The 20,611-nt window shown below is 68.0% G+C and carries 15 protein-coding genes and 1 riboswitch; of the genes, 11 read left to right on the forward strand and 4 right to left on the reverse strand.

From position 1 onward, the window contains the following. The first annotated feature begins 38 nt into the window (after window positions 1–38). The 9 genes from rnpA to thiC all read left to right on the forward strand — a co-directional run bounded on the left by rnpA (window position 39) and on the right by thiC (window position 9,035). Complete coding sequence (rnpA, locus tag A6A40_RS01555; protein ID WP_335645180.1) at window positions 39–368, forward strand: ribonuclease P protein component; 330 nt, start codon at window positions 39–41, stop codon at window positions 366–368. A gap of 15 nt (window positions 369–383) precedes the next feature. Continuing rightward, window positions 384–755 (forward strand): membrane protein insertion efficiency factor YidD, encoded by a 372-nt coding sequence (gene yidD, locus A6A40_RS01560; protein WP_063633825.1) that lies wholly within the window; start codon window positions 384–386, stop codon window positions 753–755. Between the two features lie 27 nt (window positions 756–782). Beyond that, window positions 783–2,510, forward strand: coding sequence for a membrane protein insertase YidC (gene yidC, locus A6A40_RS01565; RefSeq protein ID WP_063633826.1), 1,728 nt, complete (start codon window positions 783–785; stop codon window positions 2,508–2,510). Window positions 2,511–2,639: 129 nt separating this feature from the next. Next, on the forward strand, window positions 2,640–3,323 hold the full coding sequence (gene yihA / locus A6A40_RS01570) for a ribosome biogenesis GTP-binding protein YihA/YsxC (protein ID WP_063633827.1): 684 nt from the start codon (window positions 2,640–2,642) through the stop codon (window positions 3,321–3,323). A gap of 15 nt (window positions 3,324–3,338) precedes the next feature. Next, on the forward strand, window positions 3,339–4,637 hold the full coding sequence (locus A6A40_RS01575; protein WP_063633828.1) for a cation:proton antiporter domain-containing protein: 1,299 nt from the start codon (window positions 3,339–3,341) through the stop codon (window positions 4,635–4,637). Between the two features lie 82 nt (window positions 4,638–4,719). Beyond that, window positions 4,720–5,619 (forward strand): acetylglutamate kinase, encoded by a 900-nt coding sequence (gene argB, locus A6A40_RS01580; RefSeq protein ID WP_063633829.1) that lies wholly within the window; start codon window positions 4,720–4,722, stop codon window positions 5,617–5,619. An 18-nt stretch (window positions 5,620–5,637) separates the two neighbouring features. Next, window positions 5,638–5,937 carry a hypothetical protein gene (locus A6A40_RS01585; RefSeq protein ID WP_063633830.1) on the forward strand — a complete coding sequence of 100 codons (300 nt, stop codon included), beginning with the start codon at window positions 5,638–5,640 and terminating at the stop codon, window positions 5,935–5,937. Window positions 5,938–5,978: 41 nt separating this feature from the next. Continuing rightward, window positions 5,979–6,962 carry a magnesium transporter CorA family protein gene (locus A6A40_RS01590; RefSeq protein WP_063633831.1) on the forward strand — a complete coding sequence of 328 codons (984 nt, stop codon included), beginning with the start codon at window positions 5,979–5,981 and terminating at the stop codon, window positions 6,960–6,962. A 79-nt stretch (window positions 6,963–7,041) separates the two neighbouring features. Beyond that, a riboswitch (TPP riboswitch) is annotated at window positions 7,042–7,175 on the forward strand. A 132-nt stretch (window positions 7,176–7,307) separates the two neighbouring features. Next, window positions 7,308–9,035, forward strand: coding sequence for a phosphomethylpyrimidine synthase ThiC (gene thiC, locus A6A40_RS01595; protein WP_063633832.1), 1,728 nt, complete (start codon window positions 7,308–7,310; stop codon window positions 9,033–9,035). Between the two features lie 138 nt (window positions 9,036–9,173). On the opposite strand, the gene greB is transcribed toward thiC, so the two are convergent. Further along, entirely contained in the window at window positions 9,174–9,734 is a 561-nt protein-coding gene (gene greB, locus A6A40_RS01600; RefSeq protein WP_063633833.1) for a transcription elongation factor GreB, read from the reverse strand. 100 nt (window positions 9,735–9,834) lie between these two features. Further along, complete coding sequence (locus A6A40_RS01605) at window positions 9,835–12,885, reverse strand: Rne/Rng family ribonuclease (RefSeq protein WP_063633834.1); 3,051 nt, start codon at window positions 12,883–12,885, stop codon at window positions 9,835–9,837. Window positions 12,886–13,559: 674 nt separating this feature from the next. Here A6A40_RS01605 and A6A40_RS01610 point away from each other — a divergent pair. Together A6A40_RS01610 and A6A40_RS01615 are read left to right on the forward strand one after the other, a co-directional pair. Then, window positions 13,560–15,068 carry an N-acetylmuramoyl-L-alanine amidase gene (locus A6A40_RS01610; RefSeq protein ID WP_063633835.1) on the forward strand — a complete coding sequence of 503 codons (1,509 nt, stop codon included), beginning with the start codon at window positions 13,560–13,562 and terminating at the stop codon, window positions 15,066–15,068. Window positions 15,069–15,296: 228 nt separating this feature from the next. Beyond that, a complete protein-coding gene (locus tag A6A40_RS01615; protein ID WP_063633836.1) occupies window positions 15,297–17,831 on the forward strand; it encodes a penicillin-binding protein 1A in 2,535 nt (844 codons plus the stop codon). A gap of 40 nt (window positions 17,832–17,871) precedes the next feature. Here A6A40_RS01615 and A6A40_RS01620 read toward each other — a convergent pair whose 3' ends face one another. Next, window positions 17,872–18,978, reverse strand: coding sequence for an SGNH/GDSL hydrolase family protein (locus tag A6A40_RS01620; protein WP_063633837.1), 1,107 nt, complete (start codon window positions 18,976–18,978; stop codon window positions 17,872–17,874). A 21-nt stretch (window positions 18,979–18,999) separates the two neighbouring features. Then, a complete protein-coding gene (locus A6A40_RS01625) occupies window positions 19,000–20,436 on the reverse strand; it encodes an MBOAT family O-acyltransferase (RefSeq protein WP_063633838.1) in 1,437 nt (478 codons plus the stop codon). Window positions 20,437–20,611: the final 175 nt, after the last annotated feature.

A 20,611-nucleotide genomic window follows, 5' to 3' on the forward strand; every position in this document is an offset into this window, starting at 1 on the left:
GGGTCGGGCGCCTGATGCGGCGGCCGGAATTTCTGGCCGTGGCCGGGACACGGCGCAAGCATGTGGCTCCCGGCCTGATCCTCCAGGTGCGCCGGCACGACGACAAACAGCGGCCCGCCGAAGGCGAGCCGCCGATCCGTCTCGGTCTGACGGCGAGCCGCAAGGTCGGCAACGCGGTGGTGCGCAATCGCGCCCGCCGCCGTTTGCGTGAGGCCGCGCGGCAGATACTGCCCATCCACGCCGCACCGGGCCACGACTTCGTCCTGGTCGCGCGTGGCGACACGGCCGAGCGGCCGTGGACCGACCTGCTCGGCGATCTGAAGGCCGGGCTGAAGCGCCTCGGCCTGTGGTGCGAGGCGGAAGGGTAGGGGGCCCGCGACGTCATGTTCCGCATCGCCGGCCTCAGCCCACTCGCGCATCTTCTCCGCGCGCTTGTCTATCTCTATCGCTGGACCTTGTCGCCCTTCGTGGGCTGGCATTGCCGTTTCCAGCCGACCTGCTCCTGCTACGCCATCGAATCGCTGGAAAAGCACGGTGCCATCCGGGGGGGATGGCTGACGGTGCGCCGGCTCGGGCGTTGCCATCCCTGGGGCGGGTCCGGCTGGGATCCCGTGCCCGACACATCGGCCCCTTCATCGTCGCGCGGCGGACTGCGCCGTCACCACTTTGATGCGGCGGATCGGGAAAAGGGCATGCGGCGGTTGCTCAGCCCGGCGAAAACCCGTAACAAGGCCGCGCACACGCCGCCCTTCTAGTAAAGGCCCCACGGCAACCGGGACGCCATGACCGACCAACGCAACCTCATCATCGCGATTGCCCTGTCGATCGCCATCCTTCTGGGCTTCCAGTATTTCTACGAGAAGCCGCGGGTGGAGCAGCAGAAGCAACTCGCCGCCCAGCAGGCCGCCCAGACGGAGCAGTCGGTGCCGGTGCCGGCCCCCGGCGTGCCAGCCCAGCAGCCCCCCGCCATGGCAGAGGTCGCGAAGGAGCGCCCCGTCCTGCTTGCCGAGCAGCTGGCGGCCGGCTCCCGCGTGAAGATCGACACGCCTGCCCTGCACGGCTCCGTCAACCTCGTCGGCGGCCGCATCGACGACCTGACGCTGGCCCAGTACCACGAGACCCCGGACCCCAAGAGCCCGGAGATCGTGCTGCTGGCGCCGGCCGGCACGCCCGCCGCCTATTACGCCGAGTTCGGCTGGGTCCCGCAGGGCGCCGGCATCGCCGCCCCGACCGCGACCACCCGCTGGACCGCCGACGGCACCGCGCTGACGCCTGAGAAGCCGCTGACCCTGACCTGGGACAATGGCCAGGGACTGGTGTTCGAACGCAAGATCGCCGTCGATCCGGACTTCATGTTCACGGTGACGCAGACGGTCCGCAACACCGGCGCCAACCCGGTCACCCTGCTGCCCTACAGCCTGGTGTCGCGCACCGGCACGCCGCAGACCTCGGGCTACTACATCCTGCATGAAGGCCCGCTGGGCGTCTTCAACGGCACGCTGACCGAGCGGTCCTACGACGACCTCCGCAAGAAGGGCGCCGAGCCGATCGAGACCACCGGCGGCTGGCTCGGCATCACCGACAAGTACTGGCTGGTGTCTGTCATCCCGGATCCGGCGCAGAAGGTCACCGCGCGCTTCGTCCACAGCACCGTCGCCAATGCCGACCGCTATCAGGCCGATTTCATGGGCGACGCGGTCACCGTGGCGCCCGGCGCCTCGGCCGAGACCACCGGCCGCCTGTTCGCCGGCGCCAAGCAGGTGAAGCTGCTGGACGCCTATTCCGAAAAGCTGAACATCAAGAACTTCGATCTGGCCATCGACTTCGGCTGGTTCTATTTCCTGACCAAGCCCTTCTTCTACGCACTCGACTTCTTCGGGCAGGTGCTGGGCAACTTCGGCCTCGCCATCCTGCTGCTGACCGTCTGCGTCAAGGCCGTCTTCTTCCCGCTCGCCAACAAGTCCTATCAGGCGATGAGCAAGATGAAGGCCCTGCAGCCGAAGATGCAGGAGCTGCGCGAGAAGTTCAGCGACGATCAGGCGCGCATGAACCAGGAACTGATGGCCATGTACAAGCGCGAGAAGGTCTCGCCTGTGTCGGGCTGTCTGCCGATCCTGATCCAGATCCCGGTGTTCTTCGCGCTCTACAAGGTCTTGTTCGTGACCATCGAGATGCGGCACGCGCCCTTCTTCGGCTGGATCCATGACCTGTCCTCGCCCGATCCGACGACCGTCTTCAACCTGTTCGGCCTGATCCCCTGGGATCCTCCCGCCATGCTGCATCTGGGCGCCTGGCCGCTGATCATGGGCGTCACCATGTGGCTGCAGCAGAAGATGAACCCGGCCCCGCCGGACCCGATCCAGCAGAAGGTGTTCCAGTTCCTGCCCATCGTCTTCACCTTCATGCTCGCCGGCTTCCCGGCCGGTCTGGTGATCTACTGGGCCTGGAACAACCTGCTGTCCGTTGCGCAGCAGTGGACCATTATGCGCCGCATGGGTGTGAAGGTCTGATCATCGGACTTTCGTTCTCCTTGACCCCGATGGATCCGCCCATCGTTTGAGACCTGCCGCCGGCAAAGACCCTTGACGGGACTTTGCCGGCGGTATGTTTTTTAGCCCGTACCAACGAAAGCGCCCGCCATGACCAGCCCCGACACGCCGACCCCCAATACCCCCAGCATCGTTTCCGGCTTCGACGAGGCCGCGCTGGAGGCCGGGCGGCTGCTGTTCGCCAAGGAGTGCGACTTCGTCTGGGGCGCCAACGCGCTGAACCAGTTGCCGGAGGCCGACCTGCCGGAGGTCGCCTTCGCCGGGCGGTCGAATGTCGGCAAGTCGAGCCTGGTGAACGCGCTGACCGGGCGCAAGACGCTGGCCCGCACATCCAACACGCCGGGCCGCACGCAGCAGCTGAACTTCTTCAACCTCGGCAACCGGCTGAAGCTGGTGGACATGCCCGGCTATGGCTATGCCAAGGAATCGAAGGAGAAGGTGGAGGCGTGGAACGACATGGTCCGCCGCTTCCTGCGCGGGCGGGTGACGTTGCGCCGGGCGCTGGTGCTGATCGATTCGCGCCATGGGCTGAAGCCCAACGACCACGAGATCATGGAGATGCTGGACCGCACCGCGGTGCCCTATGTCGTCGTGCTGACCAAGGCGGACAAGGTGAAGCCGACGGAGTTGGACAAGATCCGTCGCGACACCCAGGCGGGGCTGAAGAAGCACCCCGCCGCCTTCCCCGACATCCATGTCACCAGTTCCGAGAAGGGAACCGGCATCGCCGAACTGCGCGCCAGCCTCGCGGCGCTCGCCCTGGCCGCCGAATAGCACCGGGCGACCGCGATGGGTGGCCTTTCCCCCGCCTTGCTGTTCCTGATGCAGGCCCTGCTGCTGATCGCCGGGCCGTTCCTGCTGTGGCGGCTCGGCGGCGGGCGTCACATCGCCCCGATGGTGGTGATCCAGATCCTGTTCGGCGTCGCGCTGGGCCCTTCGTTGCTCGGCCGGATGGTGCCGGATCTGTGGGGCGTGCTGTTCGCGCCGGCAGCCTTGGCGCCGCTGTCCGGTCTCGCGCTGCTGGCCGTGGTCTTCTTCGCCTTTCTCACCGGCCTTCACCTCGACCCCGCAGATTTCCGAGGCCGGGGTGGTGCCTTCGCCACGGTGGCTCTGTCCAGCATGATCGTGCCGACGCTGCTGGGCGGGGCGCTTGGCTGGTGGCTGGCCGGTGCCTTTCCCGAGATGACCGGGACCCACGCCACGCCGGGCCTGTTCGCCGCCGGCTTCGGCATCTGCGTCGGCGTCACCGCCCTGCCGGTGCTTGGTGCCATCCTGCGCGAGATGGATTTGCTGGGCGATCGGGTCGGGCGGCTGGCTCTCGGCTATGCGGCGGTGAACGACGCGCTGCTGTGGCTGCTGATCACCGCCGTGCTGGCCTGGGCCTCGGCGGACGGCGCGTCGGATGGTGGGGGCGGCTGGGCGGTCGCCCGGGTCGGACTGCTGGGCTTCGCCTATGTCGGGGTGACGGTTCTGATCGTGCGTCCGCTGCTCGACCGCCTGCTGGAGCGGGTGGCGCCCGAGGGGCGGATGGGCGACACCGCGGTGGTGGTGACCTGCGCGGCGCTGCTGTCCTCGGCGGCCGTGACCGAACTGATCGGGCTGCATTACATCCTGGGCGCCTTCGTCGCCGGCACCGCCATGCCGCGCCGCTATGCCGCCGCGATCCTCGACCGGCTGGAGCATTTCTCCACCCTGATCCTGCTGCCCTTCTTCTTTACCCTTACGGGACTGAAGGTGACCCTGACTCTGGACGATCCGGCGCAATGGACGGTCTTCGCGCTCGCCACAGTGGCGACGCTCGCCGGCAAGATGGCCGGTACGTCGCTGCCCGCCCGCCTGACCGGGGAAAGCTGGCCGGACGCGCTGAGGCTTGGCACGCTGATGCCCTGCAAGGGGCTGATGGAGGTGATCGTTCTGACCGTCCTGCTGGAAGCGGGGGTGCTGTCCGGCGCCTGTTTCTCGGCGATGGTGCTGATGGCGGTGGCGGTCACCGCGCTGACCCAGCCCATGACCCGGCTGGCCGGATGGTGGCGCCCGGCCGGCGCCGCGTCGGCCGCAGCCGCGGGCGGACGGAACGGGGGCATGTGACCGTTAAATTGCCCTCTAGGCAACCGGCCGGCCTTTCCGTTAAAGAAACCCGACCGTTCACCCCGACAAAGGGCATCCTCCCGTGCAGACTCCCACCCGTGACGAGTGGCTCGCCAAGGCCCGTACCCTGTCCGAAGCGCTGCCCTACATGCGCCGCTATGCCGGGAGCACCTTCGTCATCAAGTACGGCGGCCACGCCATGGGCGACGCCAGCCTGGCGGAGCTTTTCGCGCGCGACATCGTCCTGCTGAAGCAGGTCGGCATCAATCCGGTGGTCGTCCATGGCGGCGGGCCGCAGATCGGCCAGATGCTGGAGCGGCTGAAGATCAAGTCCAGCTTCATCGACGGCCTGCGCGTCACCGACAAGGAGACGGTCGAGGTGGTCGAGATGGTGCTTGCCGGCTCCATCAACAAGCAGATCGTCGCCGCCATCAACAGCGCCGGCGGCCGGGCCGTCGGCCTGTCGGGCAAGGACAGCAACCTGATCACCGCCCGCCGGCTGGAGCGCGTGCAGCGCGATCCCGACAGCAACATCGAGAAGGTGCTGGACCTCGGCTTCGTCGGCGAGCCGTACAAGGTCAACCCGCAGATTCTGCATGCCCTGGCGCAGTCGGACATCATCCCGGTGATCGCGCCGGTCGGCTTCGACGTGAACGGCGACACCTACAACATCAATGCCGATACGGCGGCCGGCGCGGTCGCGGCGGCGGTGAAGGCGGCGCGCTTCTTCCTGCTGACCGACGTCGCCGGCGTTCTCGACAAGGACAAGACGCTGATCGAGAAGATGTCGCTGGAGGATGCCCACAGGGCCATCGCCGACGGCACCGCGTCCGGCGGCATGATCCCGAAGATCGAAACCTGCATCGGCGCGGTGGAGCAGGGTGTCGACGCCGCGGTTATCCTCGATGGCCGCGTGCCGCATGCACTGCTGCTCGAGATCTTCACCGAAGGCGGCGCCGGCACCCTGATCGGCAAGGCCTGACGCTGCAACGGGGGGCCGATGAGCGACCTGCGCAAGGACCTGCTCCGCCAGATGAAGGCCATCCGCGACCGGATGGACCCCAAGCTGGTGGAGCGCGCCAAGCTGGCGGCGTTGGGCAAGATCCCCTACGACAGCGACGCGGCGAAGGAGGCGGTCGGCCATTTCCTCGACGCCAAACGGGATGGCGGCGCCTTCCGCCGCAAGCTGGAACAGGCTTTGAAGGCGGAGGGGGCAACGCTGGACCTCGACACCGAGGGGAAAGCGCCTTCGCCGGTACAGCCGCCCCAGAAGCCCAGGCGTGGCGGGCGGATGACCTAGCCGCCTCAAGAGCCGCCGCCAACCTCGCAAGGAGCAGTGCCTTGCTGCATGTCTTCGTCAATGAGGGCGGTCTGCTGCGCTGGGCCAGGGAGGCCGCGGAGGGGGCGGATCCGCTGCCCGAGGCCTCCGTCTGGCTGGACCTGATCAACCCGACCGCCGAGGAGTTGGCGCGGGCGGAGACTCTGATCGGCGCCAGCCTGCCAACCCGCGAGCAGATGGCCGAGATCGAGGAATCGAGCCGGTTGCGCATCGCCGGGGGCGCCTTGACCATGACCGTCACCGCCCTGGTCTGGGCCGATACCGACGAGCCACGCATCGCCACGGTCAGCTTCGTGCTGGCCGGGCGCCGGCTGGTCACCATCCACGACATCGACCCCCAGGCCCTGCTGGCTTTCCGCCGCCGCGCCACCCATGGGCAGGTCCCCGCCTCCCGCGGGGAACTGGTTCTGGCGGCGCTGGTCGACGGGATGGTCGACCGGACGTCGGCTGTGCTGCGGCGGACCGGGGTCGAACTGGACGTGCTGAACCGCCGCTTCTTCCGTGGGCGCAAGCTGCGTTCGCGTGGCGAGACGTTGGACGACGCCCAGACGCTGAAGCGCATCGGCCATGCCGGCCACCTGATCGGCAAGGCCCGCATCAGCCTGGCCAGCCTGTCACGGATGGCCGATTTCCTGGCGCGCGGCGACGGCTGGAACTCCGGCAAGGCGACACGACGCTGGGCCAAGACGACGCTGCAGGATCTGCGCGGACTGGACCAGTACGCCCGCTTCCTGGCCGGCAAGGTCGCGTTGGCGCTGGACACCGCGCTGGGTCAGATCAACGTGGAGCAGAACGAGATCGTCAAGATCGTGTCGGTCCTGACCGTCCTGCTGTTCCCGCCAACCCTGGTCGCCAGCATCGGCGGCATGAATTTCAACGAGATGCCGGGGACCGACTCGCCCTTCGGCTATCCAAGCGCCTTGGGGCTGATGCTGTTGTCGGCGCTTCTGCCGATGATCTATGTTCGTCTGAAACGCTGGCTGTAGCACCGGATCTCCACAATGGGGTGAGCGGATCGTCCGCTGTTCTTTCCTTTTGACAGGGGGCGTCCGTCCCGGCAGGATGGGCGCATTCCAGGGGGGTCCCGACAGGGGGCTGAGATACCAACGGCCGGACGGCGCCAAGCGCTGCCGGCAGCGTGGTGACCCTTCGAACCTGATCCGGGTCATACCGGCGAAGGGAGGGACCTCGTGACGGGCCGATTCTCGCCCCGTCCGGCCGTATCAGCCCCGCCACGCCGGGGACTCATGCAGGGATACGGCCCGCACGAAGACACCGCACCTCCGTCCGCAGTCCCGGGTTTGTCCGCCCAACTCCGACGGAGAAACCCAATGCCCAAGGACTTCAACGACTCCGCCATCCGCATTTCGACCGGCCCACTGCCGTCGTCGCGCAAAATCCATGTGCCGGGCACGCGCTTTCCAGACCTGCGCGTCGCCATGCGCGAGATCGCCTTGTCGGGTGGCGAGCCTCCGCTGACCGTCTATGATTCATCCGGCCCCTACACCGACGGGTCGGTGAGCATCGACGTGCGCGCCGGGCTGGCCAAGCACCGCCGCGACTGGATCCTGGCCCGCGGCGACGTGGAGACCACCGACAGCGGCGTGCTGCGCGCCAAGGGCGGCGGGGCCGTCACGCAGATGGCCTATGCCCGCGCCGGCATCGTCACTGCGGAGATGGAGTATATCGCCGTCCGCGAGAATCTGGGCCGGGTCGCGGCAATCGGAGCCGCCCGCGACGGTGAGGATTTCGGGGCCGACATCCCCGACTTCATCACGCCGGAATTCGTGCGCGACGAGGTAGCGCGCGGGCGGGCAATCATTCCGTCCAACGTCAACCACCCCGAGTCGGAGCCGATGATCATCGGCCGGAACTTCCTGACCAAGATCAACGCCAACATCGGCAACTCCGCCGTGACCTCCTCGATCGAGGAGGAGGTGGAGAAGATGGTGTGGGCGATCCGTTGGGGCGCCGACACGGTGATGGACCTGTCCACCGGCGCCGACATCCACCGGACCCGCGAATGGATCCTGCGCAACTCCCCGGTTCCCATTGGCACCGTGCCGATCTATCAGGCTTTGGAAAAGGTGAAGGGCAGGGCCGAGGACCTGACCTGGGAGCTGTTCCGTGAGACGTTGATCGAGCAGGCGGAGCAGGGCGTCGATTACTTCACCATCCATGCCGGCCTGCGGCTGGCCCATATCCCGCTGACCGCCAAGCGGGTGACCGGCATCGTCTCGCGCGGCGGCTCGATCATCGCCAAATGGTGTCTGGCGCATCATCGCGAGAGCTTCCTCTACGACCATTTTGCCGACATCGTCGAGATCTGCCGCGCCTATGACGTCGCGCTGTCGATGGGAGACGGGTTGCGGCCGGGCAGCCAGGCCGACGCCAACGACGCCGCCCAGTTCGCCGAGCTGGAAACCCTGGGCGAGTTGACCAAGATCGCCTGGGCGCGCGACGTGCAGGTGATGATCGAAGGGCCGGGCCATGTGCCGATGCACAAGATCAAGCACAATGTCGAAAAGCAGTTGGCCCTGTGCGGCGAGGCGCCCTTCTACACGCTGGGGCCGCTGGTGACCGACATCGCTCCGGGATACGATCACATCACCAGCGCCATCGGTGCGGCGATGATCGGCTGGTTCGGCACGGCGATGCTCTGCTACGTCACGCCGAAGGAGCATCTGGGGCTGCCCGACCGCGATGACGTGAAGGCCGGCGTCATCGCCTACAAGATCGCTGCCCACGCCGCCGACCTTGCCAAGGGCCATCCGGCGGCCCGCCTGCGTGACGACGCCATGTCGCGCGCCCGCTTCTCCTTCCGTTGGCGCGACCAGTTCGCCCTGTCGCTCGATCCCGAGACGGCGATGGCCTATCACGACGAGACCCTGCCGGCCGAAGGGGCCAAGACCGCGCATTTCTGTTCGATGTGCGGGCCGAAATTCTGTTCGATGAAGATCACGCAGGAAATCCGCGACGCCGCGGAGTCCGGCATGGCCGAGATGTCGCAGAAGTTCCGCGAGTCGGGCGGGGAGATTTACCAGCCGGCGGCGGAGTGAGGTCTCGGCAGCGATGCCCCCTCCCTAACCCTCCCCCGCTAATGCGGGAGAGGGGACTGCCGCCGAACGCCGACAAAGGTCCAATTCCCTCCCCCGCCCAGCGGGGGAGGGTCAGGGTGGGGGCAGCAACGCCTCCACTCACCCCGCGTACCTGATCTCCAGCACCTCCACCTGTTCCATGCCCGCCGGCGTGCGCACATCGACCAGATCGCCCTCCCGCGCCTTCAGCAATGCGCGGGCGATGGGGGAGATCCAACTGACATGGCCGCGGTCGGGATCGACCTCGTCGGCGCCGACGATGGTGATGGTGTTCTCGGATCCGTCTTCGCGGGCATAGGTGACGATGGCGCCGAAAAAGACCTGTTCGCGGTTCTTCTGGTCCTGCGGGTTGACCACCACCGCCGACTCCAAGCGCTTGTTCAGGAAGCGGATGCGGCGGTCGATCTCGCGCAGGCGCTTCTTGCCATAAAGATAGTCGCCGTTCTCCGACCGGTCGCCGTTGCCGGCGGCCCAGGACACCACCTCCACCACCTTCGGCCGCTCCACCCGCAGCAGATGGCGCAGTTCCTCCTGCATGCGCTGGAAGCCGGGCGGCGTCATGTAATTCTTGAAGCCCTGCGGCAGCGGTGCCGGATCGTCGAGATCGTCGAGTTCGCTTTCGGGGGGCGTGTCGTTCTCGCGGGTGAAAGCCTTGCTCATGGTCCGACCTGTGCTGTGGCAGGGAAATAACGTCCGGGAAAAGGAAAAGGCGCCTTGCGGCGCCTTTTCCCGTTCCAGAAGTCCCAACGGGCCGTTCGGCTTACCGCTTCCACCAGCCGCGGCGCGGCTTGGCGGCAGCTTCGCCGGTGTCGTCGGCCGCCGCCGGAACCGCAGCGGGTTCCGGAGCGGTGGCAGGCGCCGTCGCAGCGACGACGGCGGGCGCGGCTTCGGCCGGAGCCTCGGCAGCGGCCTTGCGCTTGCGCGAGGCCTTCTTGGCCGGAGCCGCGTCGGTCGCGACTGCCGCCGGGGCTTCGGCTGCGGCTGCCTTGCGCTTCCGGCCCTTGGCCGGCGCTTCGGCGACGACAGGCGCGGCAGCGGGCGCGGCCTCGACCGGGGCTTCGGCAGCGGCCTTGCGCTTGCGCGAGGCCTTCTTGGCCGGAGCCTGCTCCGTCACCGGCTCGGGTGCCGCTTCCACCGGTGCTTCCACCGGAGCGGCAGCCTTGCGCTTGCGGCCCCTGGCCGGGGCCTGGTCGACGGCAGGCGCGGCGGCGGGCGCGGCTTCCACCGGGGCCTCGGCAGCGGCCTTGCGCTTGCGCGAGGCCTTCTTGGCCGGCGCCTTTTCGGCAACGGCTTCAGCCGGGGCCGGAGCGGTTACCGGCGGCTCGGCCGCGGGCACCGGAACCGGAGCCTCTTCCGGGACGGGTGCCGGAGCGCTTTCACCGGCCAGGATCCAGTCGAGGTCGGATGCCTCGGCCGGAGCCTGTACGGGAGCGGTTTCGGCCGGAGCGGCAGACGACTGATCGGCCGCAGTCTCCTCGCCTCCTTCCAACCCTTCCGCACCCTCGCGGCGGGACCTGCGGCGACCGCCGCGCTTGCCGCGGCGGCGCTTCTTGCGGCCCTCGCCGTTGCGATCGCCGGCGTCTGCGCCGGTCTCCTCGTCGCCCTCGCCCTCTTCCTCATCCTCTTCCGAGTCGTCGTCTTCGGCCGGCTCGGAGACGGCAGCGCCGGGAATCGTCTCGGCGGCAGCCGGCAGGCCGGTCTCCTCGTCGCCCGTCTCGTCGGACTCCTCGGCGTCCTCGCCCGCACCCGCGTCGCCTTCGATGCGGCCTTCCTCACGGTCACGGCCACGCCCACGGCGGCGGCGGCGGCGGCGGCGGCGGTCCTCGCCATTGCCATCGCCATTGGCGCCGTTGGTCTCGCCGCGCTCGCCGACATCCTCGGCCTGGGCGGCTTCGACGTCGGCCTCCTCCTCGACCGGCTCGGCGACCGGCTCCGCCGCCAGGGCACGATCGGTCTCAGCCATGACGCGGTCGGCGCTGACCAGCGGACCGTCCTCGTCCGGCAGGCGCGCCTTGTTGCGCTCCAGACGATGGTCCGGGGCGATCAGGCTGTCGTCGGCCTGGACCATGACGTGGAAGCTGTGACGCTCCTCGATCTTGGCCAGCTCACCGCGCTTCTGGTTGAGGATGTAGAGCGCGATCGAGGTTGGGACGTAGATGGTGATCTCGGCCGACCGCTTGCGGATGCCCTCCTCCTCGATGGCGCGCAGGACATGCAGCGAGGCGGACTCGACCGAACGGACGACGCCGGTGCCCGAGCAGTGCGGGCAGCGTTCGAAGTTGGTCTCCAGCAGCGAGGGGCGCAGACGCTGACGCGACAGCTCCAGCAGGCCGAAGGCGGAGATGCGGCCGAGCTGGATGCGCGCCCGGTCGTTCTTCATCGCCTCCTTCATGCGGCGCTCGACGGCGGCGTTGTTCCGCGGCTCCTCCATGTCGATGAAGTCGATGACGATCAGGCCGGCCAGATCGCGCAGACGCAGCTGGCGCGCCACCTCGTCGGCGGCCTCCAGGTTGGTCTTGTAGGCGGTTTCCTCGATGTTGCGCTCGCGGGTCGATTTGCCGGAGTTGACGTCGATGGAGACCAGCGCCTCGGTCGGGTTGATGACGATGTAGCCGCCGGAGCGCAGTTGCACCACCGGGCTGTGGATGGCGTCGATCTGGGTTTCCACCTGATAGCGGTGGAACAGCGGGATCTGGCTGTCGCGGTACAGCTGGACGCGCTGGGAATGACCCGGCATCAGCATGTCCATGAACTCGCGCGCCGTGCGGAAGCCGGCCTCGCCCTCGACCCAGATCTCGTCGATGTCGTTGGCGTAGAGATCGCGGATCGACCGCTTGATCAGGTTCGCTTCTTCATAGATCAGGCAGGGCGCCGACGACTTCAGCGTCTGTTCGCGGATGTCGTCCCACAGGCGCAGCAGATATTCCAGGTCGCGCTTGATCTCGGGCTTGGAGCGCTCCAGCCCGGCGGTGCGCAGGATGACCGCCATGCCGTCCGGAATGTCGAGATCCGACAGGATTTCCTTCAGGCGCTTGCGGTCGGCCGGGTTGGTGATCTTGCGGGAAATCCCGCCGCCACGGCCGGTGTTGGGCATCAGGACGCAGTAGCGGCCGGGAAGCGACAGGTAGGTGGTCAGAGCGGCGCCCTTGTTGCCGCGCTCCTCCTTCGTCACCTGCACCAGCATGACCTGCCGGCGCTTCACCACTTCCTGGATCTTGTAGGAGCGCAGCGGGCGCGAGCGGCGGCGCTGGGTCTCGACCTCTTCATCCTCGTCGCCGCCGACCATATCGGGGGCGTCGGCCGCCTGTGCCGTGTCCTGGGTGGCGGTTTCGGACGGAGCGGCCTGCCCCTCGGAACCGGTCTCGTTCTCACCCTCCTCGTCGCCGGCATCCTCGTCGGACGCCTCCGGCGTGATGGGGGAGGGCATCGGCGACCATTCCTCGACCACCTGCTCGGGGCGGATCGGCTCGCCCATCACGGCGCCGTCGGCGGCGGCCTCGGCGCGGGCTTCGGCCTGCTCTTCCAGCCGGCGCTCCTCGGCCAGCAGGGCCTCGCGGTCGGCGACGGGGATGCGGTAATAGTCGGGATGGATTTCGGAGAAGGCGAGGAAGCCGTGGCGGTTGCCGCCATACTCCACGAAGGCCGCCTGGAGCGAAGGTTCGACCCGCGTCACTTTCGCGAGGTAGATGTTGCCCTTCAGCTGCTTGCGGCTGGCGATCTCGAAGTCGAGTTCTTCCAGCCGGTTCCCATTGACCACGGCGACCCGGGTTTCTTCCGGGTGCGTGGCGTCCACCAGCATGCGCTTGGCCATATACGGTCCTCAACGGCGCGACCCAGGGAACCCGCGCGACCGGTCGGGCCGCCTGGACGCAGCGTCTGTTGTGGGCGAAGCATACGGCACGACGGACCGGAACCGCCGAACGGCGCTGACGAGAGCAGCCAGGACGGCCCGGTCGACACGCGCCGGGCTGCCGCCTTGCGGCCACAGCCAGCTTCGAGGTTTCGTCCTCTCACCGCCAACCCGAACGCGCCACCTCACGACGTCCCTCCGGCGCGGATGGCCGGACAGGCGGTGTCGGAGGCGACGCCGCAGCCCCTTGGACGGCCCCGTGACCGGCGATCGGCTGACCCCCGGATCGATGGAATCGAGTACCGGGGATCAGCGAATCGGCGCTCACCTTGGGAGTCCGACCCGAATCTGGCGAATTGCGGTCTGTCGCAAAGATACCATAGACAAGCGGTCCCTCTTTCACAACGCGGAAATGCGCCGATTCGGCGAACAAGTTCGTCCCAGGGAAGCGTAAGCGCGGCGTTCCCCGGCAATGGCGGGCCGGGGTGGCCGCGACGGCAGGGCGCGGAGTCACTGTTGCAGGAACGGCACCCCGGCCCGGAATTGAGACCGGTTGTGACGTTCCGCGTTGAGGGCGTTGAATTGGCTGGGCTATAGCTGGTCGTCCGCCCGCCGTCCTCCACCGGGGAGACACGATGCAACGGCCGCCCAGCCTGCCGACCGCCGTCATGACCGACCGTCTGCGGACTGTCGCCCATCCCAAGTGCGGGGTCGGGCGCGGCGCCGTGAAGCGGGGGCTTGCGCGTGTGCTGGGCATGGTGCTGCCGGTCCTGCTGGCTCTGCTGCTTCTCGCCGGTCTTCTTCCCGCCGTGGCGCAGACCACGGCGGCGCTGCCGTCCCCGCCGCCCCGCACCGCGGTGGTCGATGCCCGGCTGGGCATCCACCCCGACAAGACCCGCTTCGTGCTGGAGGTGAGCGACCCGGTGTCCTTCAGCGTGTCGCTGGCCGCCGATCCCTACCGCATCATCGTCGACCTGCCCGATCTGGTCTGGCCCGGCGGATCGCTGCCGGTGGAGGGCAAGGGGGTGGTGGCGCGCTACCATCATTCGGCAGGCGGACCGCACGGCACGCGCCTGACCTTCGAGACGGTCGGTCCGGCCAAGCTGCGGGAAGGCTACATGATCCCGCCGCGCGACGGCCGCCAGCCGCGCCTCGTCCTCGACCTGGAAAAGACGACGGCGGCGGAATTCCGCCAGCTCGCGGCGGCGTCCGGTGCCAGGACGGGCACGGCGTCCGCCAAGGGCCAGCTGACGATGGGTGCGGTCGTCGCATCGGCGATGGCCGTTCCGGCGCCTCCTCCCGCCCAGGACGATCCGGCCGCGAGCGGGATCGTCTCCGCCCCGCCGCCCTTCGCGCCGCTGCCGCCGATCCCGCCGGCCCAGCTGATTCCGGCGGCGCTGCCGTCCGCCCCGCCGCTGCCCGACAGCAAGCCGTCCACCGTGGCGGAAAAGCCGCTGATCGTGATCGACCCCGGCCATGGCGGGCAGGATCCCGGCGCCATCGGCGTCGGCGGCATCTATGAGAAGGACATCACGCTGGCCGCCGCCCGGGAGGTGAAGCGCCAGCTGGAGGCAACCGGCCGCTACCGCGTCAGGCTGACCCGTGACAGCGACGTGTTCATCCGCCTGCGCGACCGCGTCGCCATCGGGCGCGAGGCCGGGGCGGACCTGTTCATCTCGCTGCATGCCGACAGCATCAGCAGCGACGATATGCGCGGTCTGTCGATCTATACCCTGTCGGACAAGGCGTCGGACCGCGAGGCGGAGATGCTGGCCGCCAAGGAGAACCGGGCCGACGCGCTGGTCGGGCTCGACCTGTCGGGCGAGAACCAGCTGGTCGCCAATATCCTGATCGACCTGGCCCAGCGCGATACGAAGAACCATTCCAAGCGTTTCGCAACGCTGGCCCTGCAGAGTCTGGGGCGCGAGGTGCCGCTGATCCCCAACAAGCCGCATCGGCAGGCCGGTTTCGCCGTGCTGACGGCGCCCGATGTGCCATCGGTGCTGATCGAGATGGGCTATCTGTCGAACCGCAAGGATGCCGGGTTGCTGGCCTCCGCAGCGCACCGCGAGCGGCTGGGCCGCGGGCTGGCCCGCACCATCGACGCCTATTTCCGCTGGCTGCACGGCGCCCAGCGGAGCTGATCCGCGACGCGGAGCCGGGACTTGGCCGGACGGTTTACCCCCTCCGCGCGGGCGCTTTATCGCGTGCGCCCTCTGCGCGTCACATTTTCCTGACATGACGGGAACGGGGGCGGCGCTTCGCATCGCGGCGGTGTAGGATGCGCCCGCCCTGTCAGCGCGCCTCGTGGACCGGACCTTCAAAGGGTCGGGAGCGGGGCGCGTCGTTCGTCGTTTCTTGCGGGATCGGTCATGCGCCTTCTTCTGTCCCTATTGATGGCCTTCGTGATGCTGGCTCTTGCCGGTGCCGGGGGGCTGGTCTTCCTGTTGGATCACTATGACCAGGACCTGCCCGACTACACCAAGCTGGCCAATTACGAGCCGCCGGTGACCACGCGCATCTATGCCGGCGACGGGCGGCTGATGGCGGAGTTCGCCTCGGAACGCCGCATCTTCGTGCCGATCGACGCCATGCCACGGCAGGTCATCAACGCCTTCATGGCGGCCGAGGACAAGAATTTCTACGCCCACCAGGGCGTCGACCCGCTCGGCATCCTGCGCGCGATCCTGACCAACATCGAGAATTTCGGCCGCGACCGCCGCCCGGTCGGCGCCAGCACGATCACGCAGCAGGTCGCCAAGAACATGCTGCTGACCAACGAGGTGTCCTTCGCCCGCAAGATCAAGGAGGCGATCCTGGCGGTCCGCATCGAGCGGGCCTTCACCAAGGACCGCATCATGGAACTGTACCTCAACGAGATCTTCCTGGGGAACCGCTCCTACGGCGTGGCGGCGGCGGCGCTGAACTATTTCAACAAGGCATTGGACGAGCTGAGCATCGAGGAGGTCGCCTTCCTGGCGGCCTTGCCCAAGGCTCCCTCCAACTACAATCCCGATCGCCAGCACGATGCCGCCGTCGCCCGCCGCAACTGGGTGATCGGCCGCATGTCGGAGGATGGCTACGTCACGCCCGAGGAGGCGAAGGCCGCGCAAGGACGGCCGCTGCTGACCCGCAAGCGCGACGAGCAGGAAGTGGTGACCGCTGAATATTTCTCCGAGGAGATCCGGCGCGAACTGGTGAAGCTCTATGGCGAGCAGGCGCTGTATGAGGGCGGCCTGTCGGTGCGCGCCTCGATGAACCCGCAGCTTCAGGCGGCAGCGACCAAGGCGTTGCGCGACGGGCTGGTGGCCTATGACCGCCGCCATGGCTGGCGCGGGCCGGTCGGCAAGATGGAGAATTTCGACAACTGGTCCAAGAAGCTGGCCGCCATGCCGGCCCCCGCGGGCTCCGAGGGCTGGAAGCTGGCCGTCGTGCTGAAGGACGATCAGGCGGACGGGCTGGACATCGGTCTGGCCGACGGCGGCCGCGGCCGCATCCCGCTGTCGGAACTGCGCTGGGCCCGCGCGGCCAAGGACGGGGAGGCCGTCGGGCCGGCGATCCGCAAGCCGTCGGACGTCGCCAAGCTGGGCGACATCCTGCTGGTCGAGGCGATCAGCGGCCCTGCTGCCAAGGACGAGGACGAGAAGCCGGCCAGGAAGGGCGCCCAGGCGGCGGCGAAGGAACTGCCGCCGGGCAGCTATGCCCTGCGCCAGATCCCGCAGGTGCAGGGCGGCCTCGTTGCGCTCGATCCGCACACCGGCCGCGTGCTGGCGATGGTCGGCGGCTTCTCCCCCGCCATGAGCGTGTTCAACCGCGCCACCCAGGCGTTGCGCCAGCCCGGCTCCTCCTTCAAGCCCTTCGTCTACCTGACGGCGCTGAACCAGGGCTTCACCCCGTCCTCGCTGGTGATGGATGCACCCTTCGCCTTCGATCCGGGCGGCGGCCAGCCGGTCTGGCGGCCGGAGAACTACAGCCACGAATTCTACGGCCCGACCCCGTTGCGCGTCGGCATCGAAAAGTCGCGCAACGTCATGACCGTCCGTCTTGCCCAGCAGATCGGCATGGACAAGGTCAAGGCCCTGGTCGAGAAGTTCGGCATCGTCGACAATCTGCAGCCCTACCTGCCGATGTCGCTGGGCGCTGGCGAAACCACGGTCCTGCGGCTCGCCACCGCCTACGCCATGCTCGACAATGGCGGCAAGCGGGTGGTGCCGACCTTCATCGACCGCGTTCAGGACCGCAACGGCAAGACCGTGTTCCGCCACGACAACCGCGCTTGCGAAGGCTGCACCAACGTCGCCTGGAAGGATGGGATGGGCGTTCCCGCGGTGCCCGACACCCGTGAGCAGGTGAACGATCCGCGCACCACCTATCAGATCGTCTCGATCCTGGAAGGCGTGGTCCAGCGCGGCACCGCCGCGTCGCTTAAATCGCTGGGCAAGCCGCTCGCCGGCAAGACCGGCACCACCAACGACAGCCACGACGCGTGGTTCGTCGGTTTCTCGCCCGATCTGGTGGTCGGCACCTACATCGGCTTCGACCAGCCGCGCTCGCTGGGCAGCCGCGAAACCGGCGGCTCCGCGGCGGTGCCGGTGTTCAAGGACGTCATGCAGGTGGCGCTGAAGGACAAGCCGGCGACGCCCTTCCGCGTGCCGCCCGGCCTGCGCCTCGTCCGCGTGAACCCGGCCAACGGCCAGCTGGCCCAGCCCGGCGACAACCGCGCCATCTGGGAGGCCTTCCTGCCCGGCACCGAACCCAACCCGGACCAGCCTCAGATGGTTCTGGACGGGTCGGTCCAGGGGGCCGGCGCGATGATGGGCGACCCGAACGCAGGCTTCGAGGGCGCCCAGCCGGGCGTCCCGACGCAGCCCTCAGCGGCGACGCTCGGCACCGGCGGGCTTTATTGAGCGGAACGGAAAGGGGGCGTCCTTGCGGGCGCCCCTTTCGTCAATGGGTGGAGGCCGCTCCAGCAACCGTCCCCGCCACCGTTCCTGCCGCCGTCAGCGAGGCGATGGCGTCCACCGGGCAACTGCCGAGCGGGCGCAGGTCCGGTTCGAGTGCCGCGAACATCGCGCGCACGCCGTCCTCGTTGACGTGCAGGGCGTCCATGAACAGCTCGTCCTTGTCCACCGCGCGCCGGGCGTCGATCAGGGTCACACCGGTGGGCAGGCGGCCCTTCATCTCGGCGAAGAAGGCGTCGAAATTCTTCAGCTTGCCGGCATAGGTCGGGAAATAGGGGGTGATCACCACCGCCACTCGGGTGCCCTGCGCCTGGGCGCTGCGGATGATGCGGTCCATCGCCTGCCAATTGGCGTCGTCGGCGGTCATCACCTCTTCCGGCGCGGCGGCGAGCTGGGCCTTCAGCGGCTCCGGGATGACGCCGACCAGGGTCCGGTCGGCGGCGGGTTTCAGCAGTCCGGCGACCAGCCGCATGGTCTGGTTGTTGTTGAAGGTCAGCAGGTGGAAGGCGTGGTTGGCCATCCACAGCTGCTCATTCTCCTGCCGGACGAAGGCGTCGATGCGCGGTGAGTAATGGGCCAGCATCGGCAGGTCGGCGAGGTCCTGCGGGTTGTCGACCAGACCGGTCGGCTCCAGGATCAGCAGGCGCGGGGCGCCATGCCGCTCGACGTAATCCTCCCACAGCAGGGCCGACAGCACGGTCGGCGCCCCGCCCATGCCCAGGTTCAGCGCCCGGCCGCAGGTCATGTCCTGCAGGGTGGAGACCGGGAAATGGTTGTCCGCCCGCGAATTGCCCAGCACCAGAACGTCGGCCGGCCCGCGGGTGGCGCTGGCGTCCTGACCGGGGGTGGAGGCGAGCGCCGCCTTCACCATCAGGACGCCCGGCGTTTCGTCCGTCCGGTTTTCCGGCGTCGGCCCGTCCGGCTGCCGGTCGGCCTTGGCGGCCGGCACCTCCTCCGGCTCGGGCGGACGGTAGATCGCCATGAAGCGGTCGCTGGAGCGCAGAAGCAGCTCGCCCAGCGCCGAAGCCAGGACCCGGTCCATCGCCGTGACGGTGGCGAGGATCAGCACGATGCAAGCCAGAAGGCGGTACATGGGAGGATCTCCGTCCGGTCTTCAGAACTGGAAGTAGATGAAGGCGTGGTTGGCGAAGCTGCCGAACAGCAGCATCACCAGGATCAGGGCGGAACAGGCCATCGATCGCGCCACCACGTTGGTTCCGGCATAGCGGCGGCCAGCGCCGCGCTCGATCAGCGCATCGACCGTCAGCACGATCAGGCCGGCGACGGCGACGCGCAGCAGCGAGCTGGCCTGGAGGTTGCCCTGCTGCAGGCCAAAATCGCCGTGGGCGATGATGCCCAGGATGGTCCAGACCGTGTGCAGGCTGTCGGCACGGAAGGGCAGCCAGGTCAGCGTCACCACCGCGAACACCAGACCGACCATCACCAGACGGCCGGCGGCCAGCGCCGGGCCGCTGAGGCGCACCGGGCTGAGAGCGGCCAGCCGGCGCGCGCCGTCCTCCACCAGCATCAGCCCGCCATGAAGCGCTCCCCACAGGACGAAGGTCCAGTTGGCGCCGTGCCACAGGCCGGAGATCAGCATGGTGATGACGACATTGCGGATGCGCAGCCAGCGCGTCCGGCTGCCGCCCATCGGCACATAGACATAGTCGCGGAACCAGGTGGACAGCGAGATGTGCCAGCGCCGCCAGAAATCGCGCATGCCGGTGGCGAAATAGGGCCGGGCGAAATTCTGGCACATGGTGTAGCCGAAGATCTGGGCCAGCCCGATGGCGATCAGAGAGTAACCGGCGAAGTCTCCGTAGATCTGCAGCGAGAAGCAGACCAGCCCGATCATATGCTGGAGCGCGTTGAAGAACTCCGGCTGGTGGAACCGGGCGTCGACCACCACCGCGGCGTTGTCGGCCAGCCCGATCTTCAGGAAATAGCCCCAGATCACCTTTTCCAGGCCGGCGAAGCGCTCCTCGAACGGGATGTCGCGCGGGCGCTGCTGGATTTGCGGCAGCAGGTCGCGCGCCCGCACGATCGGGCCGGCCACCAGCTGCGGGAAGAAGGCGACGAAGGTGGCATAGCGCATCAGCGAGCGTTCCGGCTGCTTCACCTCGCCGGTGTAGAGATCGATGCCGTAGCTCAGATTCTGGAAGGTGTAGAAGGAGATGCCGACCGGCAACAGGATGTCCAGCGTCCGGCGTCCCACGTCGACGCCCAGGGATGCGAGTGCGGTCTCCGCGCTGTCGGCGAAGAAGTTGTAGTATTTGAAGAAGAACAGCATGCCCAGGTTGGTGCCGAGGCTTAAGAACAGGTACAGCTTTTTGGTCTGTCGGTCGGGCGCGTCGGCGATCTTCAGGCCGCAATAGAAGTCGATGAAGGTGCTGAGCGCCAGCAGTGCGCAGAACCGGTAATCCCAATAGCCGTAGAAAATATAGCTGGCCACCAGCAGGAAGGGCGTGAAGACGCGCGTGCGCGCCAGCGCCATGAAGCCGGCGCTGAACACGGTGATGAACAGCAGGAAGTTCAGGCTGGTGAAGCTCATCGTGCCCCCGGCAGAGATGCTCGCGCGTCCGCGCAACCGCGCAAGAAAGGCGAAGTTCGGAGCCGAAGATAACCACGATTTCAGGACTTCCCGCCGCCGCGGTAGGGTTGTTCTGCCGGATATGGGACGTACTCTGAAAAGGGCCGGGCGTATGATTCCAAACGGTTAGAACCGC

This window comes from Azospirillum humicireducens, from assembly GCF_001639105.2.
GTDB lineage: Bacteria > Pseudomonadota > Alphaproteobacteria > Azospirillales > Azospirillaceae > Azospirillum > Azospirillum humicireducens.

What these genes read in the sequence shown, in the direction of transcription:
- A6A40_RS01585 (WP_063633830.1), top strand. Translation starts at nt 5,638, where the DNA reads ATGAGCGACCTGCGCAAGGACCTGCTCCGCCAGATGAAGGCCATCCGC.
- A6A40_RS01610 (WP_063633835.1), top strand. Translation starts at nt 13,560, where the DNA reads ATGCAACGGCCGCCCAGCCTGCCGACCGCCGTCATGACCGACCGTCTG.
- yihA (WP_063633827.1), top strand. Translation starts at nt 2,640, where the DNA reads ATGACCAGCCCCGACACGCCGACCCCCAATACCCCCAGCATCGTTTCC.
- A6A40_RS01620 (WP_063633837.1), bottom strand. Translation starts at nt 18,978, where the DNA reads ATGTACCGCCTTCTGGCTTGCATCGTGCTGATCCTCGCCACCGTCACG.
- A6A40_RS01615 (WP_063633836.1), top strand. Translation starts at nt 15,297, where the DNA reads ATGCGCCTTCTTCTGTCCCTATTGATGGCCTTCGTGATGCTGGCTCTT.
- yidC (WP_063633826.1), top strand. Translation starts at nt 783, where the DNA reads ATGACCGACCAACGCAACCTCATCATCGCGATTGCCCTGTCGATCGCC.
- A6A40_RS01575 (WP_063633828.1), top strand. Translation starts at nt 3,339, where the DNA reads ATGGGTGGCCTTTCCCCCGCCTTGCTGTTCCTGATGCAGGCCCTGCTG.
- thiC (WP_063633832.1), top strand. Translation starts at nt 7,308, where the DNA reads ATGCCCAAGGACTTCAACGACTCCGCCATCCGCATTTCGACCGGCCCA.
- A6A40_RS01605 (WP_063633834.1), bottom strand. Translation starts at nt 12,885, where the DNA reads ATGGCCAAGCGCATGCTGGTGGACGCCACGCACCCGGAAGAAACCCGG.
- A6A40_RS01625 (WP_063633838.1), bottom strand. Translation starts at nt 20,436, where the DNA reads ATGAGCTTCACCAGCCTGAACTTCCTGCTGTTCATCACCGTGTTCAGC.
- yidD (WP_063633825.1), top strand. Translation starts at nt 384, where the DNA reads ATGTTCCGCATCGCCGGCCTCAGCCCACTCGCGCATCTTCTCCGCGCG.
- greB (WP_063633833.1), bottom strand. Translation starts at nt 9,734, where the DNA reads ATGAGCAAGGCTTTCACCCGCGAGAACGACACGCCCCCCGAAAGCGAA.